Raw genomic sequence first — 16366 nt, 5'->3', positions numbered from 1 at the left:
CCGTAGACTGACTGCGTGAGTGACAGCGACCCCTTCGACGAGATCATCGCCAACGAGACCGACCGCGACCCCGACCTCGCGGTCATCGAGGCCGGCAGCCGCACCCTGCGCACCCAGGGCGCCCCGCCGGAGGCCGACGTGCCCGGACGCCCCGAGGACCCCGAGGTCGACAAGGCCCTGCGCACGGTCGAGGCGGAGCTCGCCACCCGTTGGGGCGAGACCAAGCTGGAGCCCTCGGTCAGCCGCATCTCCGCGCTGATGGACGTCCTGGGGGAGCCGCAGCGGTCGTACCCCTCGATCCACATCACGGGGACGAACGGCAAGACCTCCACGGCCCGCATGATCGAGGCCCTCCTCGGCGCCTTCGAACTGCGCACGGGCCGGTACACCAGCCCCCACGTCCAGTCGATCACCGAGCGCATCAGTCTGGACGGCGCCCCGATCTCGGCCGAGCGGTTCATCGAGACGTACGACGACATCAAGCCGTACATCGAGATGGTCGACGGTCAGCAGCAGTACCGGCTGTCCTTCTTCGAGGTGCTGACCGGCATGGCGTACGCCGCCTTCGCGGACGCGCCCGTCGACGTGGCCGTCGTGGAGGTCGGCATGGGCGGCTCCTGGGACGCCACCAACGTCATCGACGGCGATGTCGCCGTGGTCACTTCCATCGACCTGGACCACACCGACCGGCTCGGCGAGACGCACGCGGCGATCGCCACCGAGAAGGCCGGGATCATCAAGCAGGACGCGACCGTCATCCTGGCGCAGCAGCCGGTCGACGCGGCGCAGGTGCTGCTGAAGAAGGCCGTCGAGGTCGACGCCACCGTCGCGCGCGAGGGCCTGGAGTTCGGGATCGTCTCGCGGCAGGTCGCCGTGGGCGGCCAGTTGGTGACCCTGCGCGGCCTCGGCGGCGAGTACGAAGAGGTGTACCTCCCGCTGCACGGCCCCTACCAGGCGCACAACGCGGCCGTGGCGCTCGCCGCCGTGGAGGCGTTCTTCGGTGTGGGCGCCCAGCGTGCGGAGCGCCTCGACATCGACACCGTCCGCAAGGCCTTCGCGGCCGTCTCCTCCCCGGGCCGCCTCGAAGTCGTACGGCGTTCGCCGACCGTCGTCCTGGACGCCGCCCACAACCCGGCGGGCGCCCGCGCCACCGCCGAGGCGGTCGGCGAGGCCTTCGACTTCAGCCGACTCATCGGCGTGGTGGGCGCGAGCGGCGACAAGAACGTGCGGGGGCTCCTCGAGGCCTTCGAGCCGATCTTCGCCGAGGTCGTGATCACCCAGAACTCCAGCCACCGCGCGATGGACGCCGACGAGCTCGCCGCGATCGCCGTCGAGGTGTTCGGCGAGGAGCGCGTGCAGGTCGAACCGAGGCTGCCGGACGCGCTGGAGGAGGCGATCACGCTGGCCGAGGAGGACGGCGAGTTCGCGGGCGGCGGAGTACTCGTCACCGGGTCGGTCATCACGGTCGGCGAGGCCCGGTTGCTGCTGGGAAGGGGCTGAGTCCCGAGCATGCGTACGCTCTGTGCTTCCACGCTGATCGGCGAGTTGTTCGTCATCGGCTTCGCCGGACTGGTCGCGATGAAGGACCCCGATCTGGCCGGCTCCACGGTGTGGACGGTCAGCGGCATCGCCATGTTCCTGTGCCTCGCGCTGTGCGGGGTGGTGACCCGGCCCGGCGGCGTCGCCCTCGGCTGGGCACTCCAGATCGCCCTGATCGCCTCCGGCTTCGTCGTGTCGACCATGTTCTTCATGGGCGCGATCTTCGCGGCACTGTGGTGGGCCTCCGTGCACTACGGCCGGAAGATCGACGAGGCCAAGGCGAGATTCGCCGCCCAGGCCGCCCAGGCCGACTCCCCTGCACCTGACGCTGTGTGACGAGCGGACCGACACGCCCTGTAATCTCGTCCCACCGCACATGTCAGCAGGCAAGGAGCCCCTCGTGAGCCAGCGCACCCTCGTCCTCCTCAAGCCCGACGCCGTCCGTCGTGGCCTGACCGGCGAGATCATCAGCCGTATCGAGCGCAAGGCCGGCTGGCAGATCACCGCGCTGGAGCTGCGCACCCTGGACCAGGACACGCTGGAGCAGCACTACGGCGAGCACAAGGGCAAGCCCTTCTACGAGCCGCTGGTGGAGTTCATGGCCTCCGGTCCGGTCGTCGCGCTGATCGTCGAGGGCGAGCGGGTCATCGAGGGCGTCCGCGCGCTGGCCGGCCCGACCGACCCGATCGCCGCCGCGCCCGGCTCCATCCGCGGCGACTACGGCGTCATCGTCCGAGAGAACCTGATCCACGCGTCCGACTCGGAGGAGTCCGCCGAGCGCGAGGTGAAGATCTTCTTCCCCGGGCGCGCCTAGGTTTCGTGCGCAGGTTCAGTGGCATTTTCTGACAGGCAGTCAGTTCATCCGCCCGTCTGACCTGGGACGGCCGTACATTTTCGGCCGTCCTTCGGCATATGCGTGCCGATAGGGGGAACGAGTGCCCCCTATGGACCGTCTCCACAAGCGGGGCGGCTTTACATCTGCTGACAATGGCGAAGACCCTCGCGCAGTGTTCGTGCAGGCGCGTCTACGATGGAAGCCTTCACGTCACAGCACCCACTTCGCCGACCTGAAAAGCCCTCGAAAGCTCCCGGGAAGGCCAGACGAATCCTGATGGGGAACTCAATGTCGTTCATCGGCCGTGACATGGCTGTCGACCTCGGGACCGCCAACACGCTGGTGTACGTCAGGGGTCGCGGGATCGTACTCAACGAGCCGTCCGTCGTCGCGATCAACACCAACACCGGTGGCATCCTCGCGGTCGGCGCCGAAGCGAAGAAGATGATCGGGCGGACCCCCGGCAACATCGTTGCCGTGCGGCCGCTGAAGGACGGCGTGATCGCCGACTTCGAGATCACCGAGCGGATGCTCCGCTACTTCATTCTGAAGATCCACAAGCGGCGGTATCTCGCGAGGCCGCGCGTCGTCGTGTGTGTCCCCTCGGGCATCACCGGCGTCGAGCGCCGCGCCGTCATCGAGGCGTCGTCCCAGGCCGGCGCCCGCCAGGTGCACATCATCGAGGAGCCCATGGCGGCCGCCATCGGTTCCGGCCTGCCGGTCCACGAGGCCACGGGCAACATGGTGGTGGACATCGGCGGCGGCACCACGGAGGTCGCGGTCATCTCCCTCGGCGGCATCGTCACCGCCCAGTCCATCCGCGTCGCGGGTGACGAGCTGGACAACGCGATCATCCAGCACATCAAGAAGGAGTACTCCCTCCTTCTGGGTGAGCGGACGGCCGAGCAGATCAAGATCACGATCGGTTCGGCGTACGACCTCGACGCTGACGAGCACACCGAAATCCGCGGCCGGGACCTCGTCTCCGGGCTGCCCAAGACCGTCGTCATCTCGGCCGCCGAGGTCCGCAAGGCGATCGAGGAGCCCGTCAACGCGATCGTCGACGCCGTCAAGACGACCCTGGACAAGTGCCCGCCGGAGCTCTCCGGCGACATCATGGACCGCGGCATCGTCCTCACCGGCGGCGGCGCCCTGCTGCGCGGACTCGACGAGCGGCTGCGCCGGGAGACCGGCATGCCGATCCACATCGCCGAGGACCCGCTCGACAGCGTGGCGCTCGGCTCCGGGAAGTGCGTCGAGGAGTTCGAGGCGCTTCAGCAGGTGCTGGACGCCCAGCCGCGCAGATGACGTAACTCCTCGATTCCGCCGTACGAGATGATCTCCTCTCGTGCGGCGGATCGTTGATATCGAGGCATAAGCTCCCACAAACGCAACTCCAATGAGAAGGGCACGGCCGCCGCACGTGAGGGACACACGAGAGAGCCGGCTGCTCCTGGTGCTGCTGATCGCCGTCGCGTTCGCGCTGATCACGGTCGACATCCGCGGCGGGGAGGACTCACCGGTCGACGGCGCCCGCCAGGCCGCGGCCGCCGTGTTCGGCCCGATCGAGGACAGTGTGTCGACCGCGGTCGATCCGGTCGGCAACGCCGTGTCGGCCGTCCGCGACTCCGGCGAGCGGCACGACCGGCTCGCCCAGCTGGAGAAGGAGAACGCGGCCCTCAAGGCGAGACTCGGCAGCGACGACCGCAACTCCAGCCGCCTCAAGCAGCTCGACAAGATGCTGAAGACCGCAGGCGAGGGCCAGTACGGCATCAAGGGCGCCGAGGTCATCGCCATAGGAGCGGCCCAGGGCTTCTCCTGGACGATCACCATCGACGTCGGCGCCAACGACGGCATCCAGCGCGACATGACCGTCCTCAACGGCGACGGCCTGGTCGGCCGTGTCACCACGGTCGGCCCGAACACCGCCACCGTGCTCCTCGCCAACGACCCCGACTTCACCGTCGGCACCCGCATGGAGGCCACCGACGAACTCGGCTTCGCCTCCGGCCAGGGCGACCGTCCGCTGCGCGTCGAACTCCTCAACGGCAAGGCCGACGTGAAGAAGGGCGACCGTCTGGTCACCTTCGGCTCGCAGGCCGACAAGCCCTTCGTCCCCGGCGTCCCGGTCGGCGTGGTCTCCCGCGTCGACCCCTCCGGCGGCGACCTCACCCGCACCCTCTACGTCACGCCGTACGTCAGCTTCACCAAGCTCGACATGGTCGGCGTCGTCGTCCAGGCCCCGAAGAAGGACCCGCGCGACACGGTGCTCCCCGCGAAACCGAAACCGACGCCCACGCCGACCGTGACGGTCACCGTCACCCCGTCCGCCAATGCGCCGGTCGACGGCGAGATCCAGCAAGAGCAGTAGGAGCTGTAGTCATGCGCGTCAACCGGATCCTGCTGTCCTCCGCCCTGGTCGTGGTCGCCCTGGTCGTCCAGGTGAGCGTCCTCGCCCGCCTCCACCTCCCGGGCGCCGTCCCCGACCTGCTGCTCCTCACCGTCCTCGGCCTGGCTCTCGTCTACGGCCATGTCGGCGGCGCCCTCGTCGGTTTCGGCGCCGGTCTCCTCGCCGACCTCGCCCCGCCCGCCGACCACGCGGCCGGCCGCTACGCCCTGGTGCTGTGCGTCATCGGCTACCTCGCCGGCCTCGCCAAACCGGAGAACGGCAGACTCAAGTCGGCCACCGGGCCCATGGTCGTCGTGGTCGCCGCCGCCATCGGCACCACCCTGCTGTACGCCGGTGTCGGCGCCCTCGTCGGCGACACCGCCGCCCGCCATGTCGGCCTGCCCAGCCTGCTGTTCACGGCCGCCCTGTACGACCTGCTGCTCGCCCCCTTCGTCGTCCCCGGCATCATGGCGCTCGCCCGGCGCGCCGAGAACGACCCGCTCGCCGAGACCGGCTCCGCGGCCAAGTCGGCGGACATCTCCTCCGGGTGGCTGTCCTCGGGCACCGGTCTGAAGATCGGCGGCCAGCGGGGCGGCCTCGGGAGCCTGAAGACGAGGGCACGGACCCGGACCGCGCGGGTGGGCCGCATCAAGGGGGTCAAGCGGCTGTGAGAGCGGGCGAGTTCAGCACAGGCAATTTCACTCGAACGGGTGCGCCGGGGCGGAACGCGGGTTCACAGGTCCGCCGTTCATCATTCGTACGCGCACACACGTCGGCGCACTGAGAGGGGGCGGAACCGCAGTGACCAATATCCCCGAGACCGGACGGACCCCACGGGTCCAGATCCGGCTCGTCGTGATCCAGATCCTCGTCCTCTCCCTCCTCGGCACCCTCGGCGGCCGACTCTGGTACCTCCAGATCCGCGAAGGCGACGCGTACGCGAAGGAGGCCTCCGGAAACCACGTCCAGCAGGTCGTCGAGCCCGCGGTGCGCGGCTCGATCCTGGACGCCCGCGGAGTGCCCCTCGCGGACAACGAGACCCGGCTGGTGGTCTCCGCCTCCCGCACCGACCTGCTCAAGATGAAGGACGACGGCAAGGCCGTCCTCACCAAGCTGGGCAAGGTCCTCGGCATGTCCGCCGAGGAGGTCACGCAGAAGGTCCGGCTGTGCGACGCGAAAACGCCCCAGCCGTGCTGGAACGGCTCGCCGTACCAGCCGATCCCCATCACCGACGAGGCCACCCCCAAACAGGCCCTGCAGATCCGCGAGCGCGCCGAGGACTTCCCCGGCATCACCGCCGAACCCGAGGCCGTGCGCCGCTATGCCGCCCCCGGCAAGTCCAACGCCGCCCAGGTCCTCGGCTACCTCTCGCCGGTCACCGACGACGAGATCACCAAGGCCCAGGACACCGACTCGCCCTACCTGCGCTCCGACCAGGTCGGCCGCTCGGGACTGGAGCGCCAGTACGACAAGGAACTGCGCGGCAAGGCCGGCGTCACCCGCTACGAGGTCGACAACCTCGGCCGCGTCATCGGCCAGGCCGAGGCCGACGAGGCCCAGCCCGGCGCCAACCTCGTCACCAGCATCGACGCCCGCGTCCAGCGCGTCGCCGAGTACGAGCTGAACCAGGCGATGAAGACCGCCCGCAAGCAGTTCGACAAGATCACCGGCGAGAACTACAAGGCCGACTCCGGCGCCGTCGTCGTGATGGAGGCCAAGACCGGCCGGATCGTGGCGATGGCGTCCGCCCCGACCTACGACCCGAACGTCTGGGTCGGCGGAATCTCCGCCAAGGACTACAAGAAGCTCACCGGCAAGGGCTCCGACTACCCGCTGCTCAACAGGGCCATACAGGGTCAGTCCGCACCCGGCTCGACGTTCAAGGTCGTCTCCACGGCCGCCGCGGTCGAGGCCGGGTACGAGTGGGACGGCGGCTACCCGTGCACCAGCTCGTACTCGGTGGGCGGCCAGGTCTTCAAGAACTTCGAGGGGGAGAGCTTCGGCCCCATCTCCCTCGGCCGCGCCCTGGAGGTCTCCTGCGACACCGTCTTCTACGGCCTCGCCGACCGGGAGTGGAAGAAGGACGGCGGCATCAACCCCAAGAAGGGCGAGCCGAAGGACTACTTCTACAAGGCCGCCCACCAGTTCGGCCTCGGCAAGGAGACCGGCATCGACCTCCCCAACGAGGTCACCGGCCGCGTCCCCGACCGCCAGTGGAAGGAGTCGTACTGGAAGGCCAACAAGGACAGCTGGTGCAAGACCGGCAAGAAGGACGGCACCTACGTCGAGAAGATCGCGTACGAGAACTGCCTCGAAGGCAACAAGATGCGCGAGGGTGACTCCATCAACTACTCCATCGGTCAGGGCGACACCCTCGTCACCCCGATCCAGGAGGCCAGGATCTACGGGGCGCTCGCCAACGGCGGCACCATGTACCAGCCGAGCATCGGCAAGGCGATCATCAGCGCCGACGGCAGGACCGTCCAGGAGATCAAGCCCAAGGCGACCGGGAAGCTTCCGGTCGACCAGGCCACCATCAAGGGCATGGACACCGCCCTGGAAGGCGTCGTCACCCGCGGTACGGCCGCCTGGAAGTTCGGCGGCTGGCCACAGGACAAGATCCCGCTGCACGCCAAGACCGGCACCGCCGAGGTCTACGGCAAGCAGACGACGTCCTGGCTGGCCACGTACTCCAAGGACTACACGGTCGTCATGACCATCGCCCAGGCCGGTACCGGCTCGGGCGCCTCGGGTGAGGCCGTGCGCCACATCTACAACGCCATGTACGGCGTCTCGGCCGACGGCACCATCGACAAGAAGAACGCACTGCTGCCGACCCCCGAGAAGAGCCTGCCCAAGGTCCAGACGGACGGGACCATCAAGTCCCCGAAGATCGCCAAGGACCCGGCCAAGGACCAGCGGGTGAGCCAGGAGGGCGAGCCCGAACCGGACGAGACACAGCAGGCGGCGACCGTGAACACGCCGCCCACCGGGAACCGTGACACCCGGAGGCGGCACCGCAGGAGGGGGAGCCGGAGGATGCTCACATGACCGGGGCGAACAGCTTCCAGGTCTCCGGGTACGGCCCCGCCCGCGCGGGCTGGACCCGGCTGCTGGCCCGCGACTCGCTCGCCCGCCGGCTGGACTGGCCGATACTGTTCTCGGCCCTCGCCCTGTCCATGATCGGCTCGATCCTGGTCTTCTCGGCGACCCGCAACCGCACCGAGATCAACCAGGGCGACCCGTACTACTTCCTGATCCGCCACCTCATGAACACCGGCATAGGGTTCGCCCTGATGATCGGCACCGTATGGGTCGGCCACCGCACGCTGCGCACCGCCGTGCCCCTGCTGTACGGTGCCTCGCTCTGCCTGATCCTGCTGGTCCTCACCCCGCTGGGCTCCACGGTCAACGGCGCCCACTCCTGGATCGTGATCGGCGGCGGCTTCTCGCTCCAGCCCTCGGAGTTCGTGAAGATCACGATCATCCTGGGCATGGCGATGCTCCTCGCGGCCCGGGTCGACGCCGGCGACAAGCCCTACCCCGACCACCGCACCGTGCTCCAGGCCCTGGGCCTGGCCGCCGTACCGATGCTCATCGTGATGCTCATGCCCGACCTCGGGTCGGTCATGGTCATGGTCATCATCGTGCTCGGGCTGCTGCTCGCCTCCGGCGCCTCCAACCGATGGGTCTTCGGGCTGCTCGGCGCGGGCGCGGCCGGCGCGATCGCGGTCTGGCAGCTGCACATCCTGGACGAGTACCAGATCGCCCGCTTCGCCGCCTTCGCCAACCCGAGCCTCGACCCGGCGGGCGTCGGCTACAACACCAACCAGGCGCGCATCGCCATCGGTTCGGGAGGCCTGACGGGCGCGGGCCTGTTCCACGGCTCGCAGACCACCGGCCAGTTCGTGCCGGAACAGCAGACCGACTTCGTCTTCACCGTCGCCGGCGAGGAGCTGGGCTTCGTCGGCGGGGGCCTGATCATCGTCCTGCTCGGGGTCATCCTGTGGCGGGCCTGCCGGATCGCCCGCGAGACCACCGAGCTGTACGGCACGATCGTGGCCGCCGGAATCGTGGCGTGGTTCGCCTTCCAGTCCTTCGAGAACGTCGGCATGACCCTCGGGATCATGCCGGTCACCGGTCTGCCCCTGCCGTTCGTGTCGTACGGAGGATCGTCGATGTTCGCTACGTGGGTCGCGGTGGGGCTGCTGCAGTCGATCAGAGTGCAGCGGCCCATGTCGGCGTAGGCCGGTCGGCCGGGTGGCGGCGGCCCCCTGCCGCAACCGCCCGCTGACCACTAGATTCGAGTCATGGCGGACACAAAGCGGGAGATCGAGCGGAAGTACGAGTCCGACGACAGCGGCCTGCCCGATCTGACCGGAGTCGCCGGGGTCGAGGCCGTCGTCGACAAGGGCGTCGCACATCTGGACGCCACCTACTACGACACGGCCGACGAACGCCTCGTGGCGTCCTCGATCACCCTGCGCCGCCGCACGGGCGGATCGGACGCGGGCTGGCACCTGAAGCTGCCCGTGTCCGAGGGCGTGCGCGACGAGATCCGGGCCCCGCTCTCCGACACCCTCCCCGACGAACTCGCCGCCCTCGTCCGCTCCCGGGTCAGGGACGTCGAGCTGCTGCCCGTGGTCCGGCTGCGCTCGGACCGTGATGTGCGCCACCTCCTCGACGCCCAGGGACAGCTGCTCGCCGAGGTCAGCGTGGACGCCGTGCACGCCGAGCGGCTCAGCGGCGGCGTCGGCGACGCCCAGTGGACCGAGATCGAGGTGGAGCTCGCCGACGGCGGCGACCCGGCCTTCCTCGACAAGGTCGACAAGCGGCTGCGCAAGGCGGACGTTCGGCCGTCCGGGTCCTCCTCGAAGCTGGCCCGGGCCCTCGCGGAGACGGCCCCCAAGAAGAAGAGCCCCGTCACAGCGGATCCGGTGACCGCCGGCGACCACGTCCTCGCGTACGTCCGCGCCCAGCGGGACGCGATCCTCGAACTCGACCCGGCCGTCCGCCAGGACGCCGAGGACTCCGTGCACCGCATGCGCGTCGCCACCCGCCGGATGCGCAGCACCTTCAAGTCGTACGGCGCAGTCCTCGACCGGGACGTCACCGATCCGATCGGCGACGAACTGAAGTGGCTGGCCGGCGAACTGGGCGTCGACCGGGACCGCGAGGTGCTGTCCGAACGCCTGACCACGGCTCTCGACGAGGTGCCGCAGACGCTGGTCCACGGGCCGGTCGCCTCGCGATTGAGCGCATGGGCCGGTGACCGGCCCGGCGGGGCCAGCGCCCGGCTGATCGGTGTCCTGGACTCCCGGCGGTACCTCGCCCTGCTCGACACCCTGGACGCGCTGATCGCCGACCCGCCGCTGCTGAAGGCGGCCGGGAAGAAACCCCACAAGGTGATCACCAAAGTCGTGCGAAAGGACTTCCGGAAGGTCGCAGGGCTCGTCGGGCAGGCGCTGGAACTCGAGCCCGGAACCGACCGGGACACCGCGATCCACGAGGCCCGCAAGAAGACCAAGCGCACCCGCTACGCGGCCGAGGCGGCCCGCCCGGCCCTGGGCGATCCGGCCAAGGCCATGGTCAAGTCCATGAAGTCGCTCCAGACCCTGCTGGGCGAGCACCAGGACAGCGTGATGGCCCGGCAGACCCTGCGCGAGCTGTCCGCGGTCGCCCACGCGGCGGGGGAGAGCGCCTTCACCTACGGGCTGCTCTACGGGCGTGAGGAGCAGCGGGCGGCTGCCGTGGAGGCCGAACTGCCCGGCTTCTGGGACGGGATCGGGGGGGAGGCGGACGCCCTCTGACCTTCCGGGCGTACGGGGGGTGGTCGCGGCCGCGTTACGCTAGATGGTCACCCCTGTCAGTTCAGCCAAGCCCACCGAAGGTTCGCGAGATGCCTGCCGAAGTCACTGCGGCCGCAGAGTCTGTGTTTCCGCAGCTCGAAGCTCTGCTCCCGCATGTGCAGAAGCCGATCCAGTACGTCGGCGGAGAGCTCAACTCCACCGTCAAGCCGTGGGAGTCCTGTGACGTCCGCTGGGCACTGATGTACCCGGACGCGTACGAGGTCGGTCTGCCCAACCAGGGCGTCATGATCCTCTACGAGGTCCTGAACGAACAGGAGGGCGTCCTCGCCGAGCGCACTTACAGCGTGTGGCCGGACCTCGAGGCGCTGATGCGGGAGCACCACGTCCCTCAGTTCACGGTGGACAGCCACCGGCCCGTGGGCGCCTTCGACGTGTTCGGCCTGTCCTTCTCCACGGAGCTGGGCTACACCAACATGCTGACGGCGCTGGACCTGGCGGGCATCCCGCTGGAGTCCAAGGACCGTACGCTCGACGACCCGATCGTGCTGGCCGGCGGCCATGCGGCCTTCAACCCCGAGCCGATCGCGGACTTCATCGACGCGGCGATCATCGGCGACGGCGAGCAGGCCGTGCTCGACATGACGAAGATCATCCGTGAGTGGAAGGCGGAGGGCCGGCCGGGCGGCCGCGAGGAGGTCCTCTTCCGCCTCGCGAAGACCGGCTCGGTGTACATCCCCGCGTTCTACGACGTCGAGTACCTCCCCGACGGCCGTATCGCGCGCGTGGTCCCCAACAAGTCGGGCGTCCCGTGGCGCGTGTCCAAGCACACCGTCATGGACCTGGACGAGTGGCCGTACCCCAAGCAGCCCCTCGTCCCCCTCGCGGAGACGGTCCACGAACGCATGTCGGTCGAGATCTTCCGCGGCTGCACCCGCGGCTGCCGCTTCTGCCAGGCGGGCATGATCACCCGCCCGGTCCGCGAGCGTTCGATCACGGGCATCGGCGACATGGTGGAGAAGGGCCTCAAGGCGACGGGCTTCGAGGAGGTGGGCCTCCTCTCCCTGTCGTCCGCGGACCACTCGGAGATCGGTGACATCGCGAAGGGCCTGGCGGACCGGTACGAGGAGGACAAGATCGGCCTGTCCCTCCCCTCCACCCGCGTCGACGCCTTCAACGTGGACCTGGCGAACGAACTGACGCGCAACGGCCGCCGCTCGGGCCTGACCTTCGCCCCCGAGGGCGGTTCCGAGCGCATGCGCAAGGTCATCAACAAGATGGTGTCCGAGGAAGACCTCATCCGTACGGTCTCGACGGCGTACGGCAACGGCTGGCGCCAGGTGAAGTTGTACTTCATGTGCGGCCTGCCGACGGAGACCGACGAGGACGTCCTGCAGATCGCGGACATGGCGACGAAGGTGATCGCCGAGGGCCGCAAGGTCTCCGGCCAGAACGACATCCGCTGCACGGTCTCGATCGGCGGCTTCGTCCCCAAGCCCCACACACCCTTCCAGTGGGCCCCGCAGCTCTCGGCGGAGGAGACGGACGCCCGACTGCAGAAGCTCCGCGACAAGATCCGCGGCGACAAGAAGTACGGCCGCTCGATCGGCTTCCGCTACCACGACGGCAAGCCCGGCATCGTGGAAGGCCTGCTGTCGAGGGGTGACAGGCGGGTGGGCGCCGTGATCCGCGCCGTCTACGAGGACGGCGGCCGCTTCGACGGCTGGCGCGAGCACTTCTCCTACGACCGCTGGATGGCCTGCGCCGACAAGACGCTGCCCGCCTTCGGCGTGGACGTCGACTGGTACACGACCCGCGAGAAGACGTACGAGGAAGTCCTCCCCTGGGACCACCTCGACTCCGGCCTCGACAAGGACTGGCTCTGGGAGGACTGGCAGGACGCCCTCGACGAGACGGAGGTCGAGGACTGCCGGTGGACGCCTTGCTTCGATTGTGGGGTGTGTCCGCAGATGGACACGCAGATTCAAATCGGCCCGACCGGCAAGAAGTTGCTGCCTCTGACGGTCAAGAACGGCGGTCCGGCGCCCGCCGCGAGTGGTCACGTGCACTGAGGTGAGCGAGGCGGTCGGCAGGGCGGTCGGAAACGGGGATTGTGTCCCTGTTCCCGACCGCCCTGCGGTGGACGGGTTTCACATGTGCGGTTGTGTGGTGGTGCGGCTGACGGCCGGGAACTGCCGTCGCCTGGTCGTCAGTTGCAGAAGCTGAGGATGGGCAGGATGCCGTTGCCGCACTGGTTGTTGTCGCCGTCGCCACCGTGGCCGCCGACCGGGGCGGCCTTGGTGACGGCGTGTGTGGCTGGCGTCGCGGCCACGGCGGAGGTGGCACTTGCCACTCCCGCCGCGCAAGCGATGCCCACGGCGACGGTCACCGCGAATACTCGCGGGATGCGGGAAACGGCCTTCTTGGAGAGAGGTGTTGTGTTCATGAACTCACCATGCACACCCTCGCGACCGGTCGCTCGCCGAGCGCATCTGAGTGGGTGAGCCACCGCCCCGGGGTCCGCTACTTGCTCACAGCAAACCGCATCAGGGCCAGCTGGTCGCCCTGCTTGATCTTGCCCGTGACGTTGATGACTTCGAGCTTCCAGGCGCCGCCGACCCGCAACGCCTTGGCCACCGCGCAGCCGTTGTCCGTGGTGAGCATGCTCGGCCAGATGTCGGCGACCTGCTGGGAGCTGCCGCCGCTGGCGTCGTAGACCTTGAAGCTGATGTTGCGGGCCTTCTGGAAGGAACTGCCCTTCTTGTAGGCGGCGGCGACGAAGACGATCGAGGTGATGTGCGGCGGGATCTTCGCGAACTCGACGGTGACCGTCTCGTCGTCGCCGTCCCCGTGGCCGGTCTGGTTGTCGCCGCTGTGCAGCAGGGAGCCGTTGCCGATGGGGTCGAGCGAGTCGAGGCCCGCCAGGCGGACCGGGTCGCCGTCGTGCATCGCGATGGCGATGAGGTCGAGGTCGGTGCCCTTCTTCTGACGGAGCTTGCCGAGCACTCCGCCGCTGGCGCCGACGCTGGGGTCCCAGGAGACCCCTATGGACAGGTGGGTCACGCCGTCCAGGTCGGCGGGGCCGTCTTCCTTCGTAAGCGTAATCATGGGGCCATAGTGCACGGGCGCCCGCGGGGTCAGGGAACAGGCCCGTGAAACCCGGTGGCCCGGCGGCCCGCGGTCTCGTCATCATGGGGCGATGCCGCAGCTGACTGTGCCCGACGTCCGGTTCCACGCCTCCTACCTCGACGCGGTACGCGAGTTCACCGAGGCGGGTCTCGATCCGGCCGTGCTGGAGAGCGGGCAGCTCGGGCTGTATGAGCAGGCATGGCGGGAGCCTGCGGGATTCGCGGCCTACGTGGACATGCTGCGTGCGGAGACGAAGCGGCCGCGCAGGCCGGACTGGGTGCCGATGACGAACCTCTGGTACGTCGAGGGCGACACCTTCCTCGGCAGGCTCTCGATACGGCACCGCCTCACCCCGCATCTGCTGGAACTCGGCGGCCACATCGGTTACGTGGTCCGTCTCGGCGCCCGGCGGCGGGGACACGCCACCGCCATGCTCGCGGCCGCCCTGCCCGTCTGCCGTCAACTGGGCATCGACCGGGCCCTGATCACCTGTGACACCGACAACACCGCGTCTCGTAAGGTGATCGAGGCCAATGGCGGAGAATTCGAGGACCGGCGCGGCGTAAAGCTGCGGTACTGGATCCGTACGGGGAACTGAGGCGTCTACGTCGTTATGGACCTGGAGAAGCAGCCCGCGCCGCAGGCGCCCCCGCCCGAGGGGTGCCTGACGGTCGCGATTCGCATCCCCGTACGCATCGTCGTGCTCGTGCTGGTCGTGCCCGTGCGGATCGTGTGGGACGCGTTCGTCGTGGTGGGGCGGTTCCTGCGGGACAGCGTGCTGCGGCCGCTGTGGCGGGCGTTGGTCGTCTGGCCCTGCGTGGCCCTGTGGCGCTACGTGGTCGTGCCCCTCGCCAAGGCGGTCGGATGGCTCGGCAAGGTACTCGTCGTCATTCCCCTGGTGTGGCTGTACCGGTATGTGCTGACGCCGGTCGGGCAGGGCATCGCGTGGCTGGTGCGGGGGATCGTGGCCGGGCTGGTGTGGGTGTACGCGCGCGTGCTCACCCCGGTCGGGCACGGGATCGTGTGGCTCCTCAACGGCGTCGGCGCGGTATTCACACTGATCGCGCGCGGCATCGCGTGGGTCGCGCGGGGGATCGTGGCCGGGCTGGTGTGGGTGTACGCGCGCATGTTCACTCCGGTCGGGCACGGGATCGTGTGGCTCCTCAAGGGCGTCGGTGCCGTGCTCGCCTGGATCTTCACTCCGGTCGGGCGCGCGATCGTCTGGTGCGCCAGGGGGCTCGCATGGCTGGCGAGCACCGTTGTCACCGGCATCGGCGTCGCCCTGTACTGGATCGCCCGCATCCTGCTCTTCCTGCCGGTGGTCGCCCTGTGGCGCTGGGTTCTCGCGCCCATCGGGAGGGTCCTTGCCGTCGTCGGCCGGGAGGTGTGGGACGCGCTCGGGCACGCCTGGCGGATCGCCGGGCACATCTCCCTCGCTGTCGGGCGGTTCCTCGGGACCCTCTTCCGGTGGATCTTCGTCGAGCCGGTGCGCTGGGTGTACCGCACGGTGCTGACCCCGGTCGGGCACATGGTCCGGGACGTGGTGCTGCGCCCGGTCGCCGAGGCCGCGCGCTGTGTGGGACGGATCACCCGGGCCGTCCTCGCCTCCGCCCGTGAGTCCGTACGGCAGGCCCGGGCCGACTTCCGCCGGATGCTCTTCGGTGATGCCGGCCACATCAGCGACGGCGGCGTCGTCGGCGCCGTCGGCGAGACCCGTGAGCGTGAGGCGGTGGCCCTGCGGGAACCGACGGGCGCCGACACACGTACTCTTGGTAGCAGTACGACCGCACTCACGAAGGACTGAGCGACACTGGGCAAGCGACAGCCCGAAGGCCCGCCGCCCGCACCGGCGGTGCAGCGCATCCGACTGCGCTACACCAAGCGCGGCCGCCTCCGGTTCACCAGCCACCGTGACTTCCAGCGCGCCTTCGAGCGTGCGCTGCGCCGCGCCGAGGTGCCCATGGCGTACTCGGCGGGGTTCACGCCGCATCCGAAGGTGTCGTACGCCAATGCCGCACCCACCGGCACGGGCAGTGAGGCGGAGTACCTGGAGATCGCGCTCACGCAGGCGCGCGACCCGGAGAAGCTCCGGCTCCTCCTCGACGAGTCGCTGCCCGCCGGGCTCGACGTCGTCGACGCGGTCGAGGCCCGGACCTCGGGACTCGCCGACCGGCTCACCGCTTCCGTGTGGGAGCTCAGGCTGGACGGCGTGGACCCGGCGGAGGCCGGGCGCGCGGTCGCCGCGTTCAACGCCGCCGAGGCGGTCGAGGTCCAGCGCACCACCAAGAACGGCCTTCGGACCTTTGACGCCCGCCCCGCGGTCGTACAACTTGAAACGCACAGTGAATTTGCTGATAGGCCGACCGACCAGCCCTGTGCGATACTGCGGCTGGTTGTTCGGCACGTGACGCCTGCCGTTCGACCCGACGACGTCCTGTCCGGTCTCCGCGCCGTGGCCGACCTGGCGCCGCCGGTCCCCGCAGCGGTGACCAGGCTGGCGCAGGGGCTGCTCGATGAAGAGACCGGCACGGTGACCGACCCGCTCGCGCCCGACCGCGAGGCAGTCGAGGCCCACTCAACGGCCGAACCGACTGCCGCCGCGAAAGCGCCGGCGTAAGGAAGGTCCCGCGAAGGACGGGCGTCGTAGCGCAGCCCTCGTACTCGGGA

The 16366-nt window shown here is 69.3% G+C and carries 15 protein-coding genes; 13 read left to right on the top strand and 2 right to left on the bottom strand.

Annotated features, from left to right (window positions below; all coding sequences use genetic code 11):
• The first annotated feature begins 15 nt into the window (after positions 1-15).
• The 10 genes from ACIBJB_RS04410 (at position 16) to ACIBJB_RS04365 (ending at position 12642) form a co-directional block, all read left to right on the top strand.
• Complete coding sequence (locus tag ACIBJB_RS04410) at positions 16-1500, top strand: bifunctional folylpolyglutamate synthase/dihydrofolate synthase (protein WP_398926344.1); 1485 nt, start codon at positions 16-18, stop codon at positions 1498-1500.
• A 9-nt stretch (positions 1501-1509) separates the two neighbouring features.
• Positions 1510-1875, top strand: coding sequence for a DUF4233 domain-containing protein (locus ACIBJB_RS04405; protein WP_398926342.1), 366 nt, complete (start codon positions 1510-1512; stop codon positions 1873-1875).
• A gap of 64 nt (positions 1876-1939) precedes the next feature.
• Positions 1940-2353, top strand: a complete 414-nt coding sequence (gene ndk / locus ACIBJB_RS04400; RefSeq protein ID WP_057615965.1) for a nucleoside-diphosphate kinase — start codon at positions 1940-1942, stop codon at positions 2351-2353.
• Between the two features lie 309 nt (positions 2354-2662).
• Entirely contained in the window at positions 2663-3682 is a 1020-nt protein-coding gene (locus ACIBJB_RS04395) for a rod shape-determining protein (protein WP_004931372.1), read from the top strand.
• Between the two features lie 115 nt (positions 3683-3797).
• Positions 3798-4745 carry a rod shape-determining protein MreC gene (gene mreC / locus ACIBJB_RS04390; RefSeq protein WP_398926340.1) on the top strand — a complete coding sequence of 316 codons (948 nt, stop codon included), beginning with the start codon at positions 3798-3800 and terminating at the stop codon, positions 4743-4745.
• Between the two features lie 11 nt (positions 4746-4756).
• The gene (mreD, locus tag ACIBJB_RS04385; protein WP_398926338.1) at positions 4757-5434 is read left to right on the top strand and encodes a rod shape-determining protein MreD; all 678 of its coding nucleotides are present in this window, start codon (positions 4757-4759) and stop codon (positions 5432-5434) included.
• Positions 5435-5564: 130 nt separating this feature from the next.
• Positions 5565-7814, top strand: coding sequence for a penicillin-binding protein 2 (gene mrdA, locus ACIBJB_RS04380; protein WP_398926336.1), 2250 nt, complete (start codon positions 5565-5567; stop codon positions 7812-7814).
• Positions 7811-9010, top strand: a complete 1200-nt coding sequence (rodA, locus tag ACIBJB_RS04375; protein WP_398926334.1) for a rod shape-determining protein RodA — start codon at positions 7811-7813, stop codon at positions 9008-9010. Before mrdA ends, rodA begins: the two co-directional genes overlap by 4 nt.
• A 63-nt stretch (positions 9011-9073) precedes the next feature.
• Complete coding sequence (locus tag ACIBJB_RS04370; protein WP_398926332.1) at positions 9074-10573, top strand: CHAD domain-containing protein; 1500 nt, start codon at positions 9074-9076, stop codon at positions 10571-10573.
• 89 nt (positions 10574-10662) lie between these two features.
• Positions 10663-12642: a TIGR03960 family B12-binding radical SAM protein gene (locus ACIBJB_RS04365; RefSeq protein ID WP_398926330.1), complete on the top strand. Its 1980-nt coding sequence runs from the start codon at positions 10663-10665 to the stop codon at positions 12640-12642.
• A 137-nt stretch (positions 12643-12779) separates the two neighbouring features.
• On the opposite strand, the gene ACIBJB_RS04360 is transcribed toward ACIBJB_RS04365, so the two are convergent.
• Together ACIBJB_RS04360 and ACIBJB_RS04355 are read right to left on the bottom strand one after the other, a co-directional pair.
• A complete protein-coding gene (locus ACIBJB_RS04360) occupies positions 12780-13016 on the bottom strand; it encodes a hypothetical protein (RefSeq protein WP_398926328.1) in 237 nt (78 codons plus the stop codon).
• Between the two features lie 77 nt (positions 13017-13093).
• Entirely contained in the window at positions 13094-13678 is a 585-nt protein-coding gene (locus tag ACIBJB_RS04355) for a TerD family protein (protein ID WP_266382795.1), read from the bottom strand.
• A 91-nt stretch (positions 13679-13769) separates the two neighbouring features.
• Between ACIBJB_RS04355 and ACIBJB_RS04350 the strand changes: the two genes are divergently transcribed.
• Genes ACIBJB_RS04350 through ACIBJB_RS04340 form a run of 3 tightly spaced genes read left to right on the top strand, consistent with a single transcriptional unit; the run spans position 13770 to position 16316 of the window.
• Positions 13770-14297, top strand: coding sequence for a GNAT family N-acetyltransferase (locus ACIBJB_RS04350; protein WP_398926326.1), 528 nt, complete (start codon positions 13770-13772; stop codon positions 14295-14297).
• A 15-nt stretch (positions 14298-14312) separates the two neighbouring features.
• Positions 14313-15503 (top strand): hypothetical protein, encoded by a 1191-nt coding sequence (locus tag ACIBJB_RS04345; protein WP_398926324.1) that lies wholly within the window; start codon positions 14313-14315, stop codon positions 15501-15503.
• A 48-nt stretch (positions 15504-15551) separates the two neighbouring features.
• Positions 15552-16316 carry a TIGR03936 family radical SAM-associated protein gene (locus ACIBJB_RS04340; RefSeq protein ID WP_398926322.1) on the top strand — a complete coding sequence of 255 codons (765 nt, stop codon included), beginning with the start codon at positions 15552-15554 and terminating at the stop codon, positions 16314-16316.
• Positions 16317-16366 lie beyond the last annotated feature (50 nt).

The sequence above is a fragment of the Streptomyces sp. NPDC050759 genome (assembly GCF_044456945.1).
GTDB lineage: Bacteria > Actinomycetota > Actinomycetes > Streptomycetales > Streptomycetaceae > Streptomyces.
The sequence above is the reverse complement of the archived record's forward strand: the minus strand, read 5'-3'. Positions and strand labels throughout refer to the sequence as shown.

Excerpts from the sequence above, each read along its gene's own strand:
- ACIBJB_RS04405 (WP_398926342.1), top strand. The coding sequence starts at position 1,510 with ATGCGTACGCTCTGTGCTTCCACGCTGATCGGCGAGTTGTTCGTCATC.
- ACIBJB_RS04395 (WP_004931372.1), top strand. The coding sequence starts at position 2,663 with ATGTCGTTCATCGGCCGTGACATGGCTGTCGACCTCGGGACCGCCAAC.
- mreD (WP_398926338.1), top strand. The coding sequence starts at position 4,757 with ATGCGCGTCAACCGGATCCTGCTGTCCTCCGCCCTGGTCGTGGTCGCC.
- rodA (WP_398926334.1), top strand. The coding sequence starts at position 7,811 with ATGACCGGGGCGAACAGCTTCCAGGTCTCCGGGTACGGCCCCGCCCGC.
- ACIBJB_RS04370 (WP_398926332.1), top strand. The coding sequence starts at position 9,074 with ATGGCGGACACAAAGCGGGAGATCGAGCGGAAGTACGAGTCCGACGAC.
- ACIBJB_RS04365 (WP_398926330.1), top strand. The coding sequence starts at position 10,663 with ATGCCTGCCGAAGTCACTGCGGCCGCAGAGTCTGTGTTTCCGCAGCTC.
- ACIBJB_RS04360 (WP_398926328.1), bottom strand. The coding sequence starts at position 13,016 with ATGAACACAACACCTCTCTCCAAGAAGGCCGTTTCCCGCATCCCGCGA.
- ACIBJB_RS04355 (WP_266382795.1), bottom strand. The coding sequence starts at position 13,678 with ATGATTACGCTTACGAAGGAAGACGGCCCCGCCGACCTGGACGGCGTG.
- ACIBJB_RS04350 (WP_398926326.1), top strand. The coding sequence starts at position 13,770 with ATGCCGCAGCTGACTGTGCCCGACGTCCGGTTCCACGCCTCCTACCTC.
- ACIBJB_RS04345 (WP_398926324.1), top strand. The coding sequence starts at position 14,313 with ATGGACCTGGAGAAGCAGCCCGCGCCGCAGGCGCCCCCGCCCGAGGGG.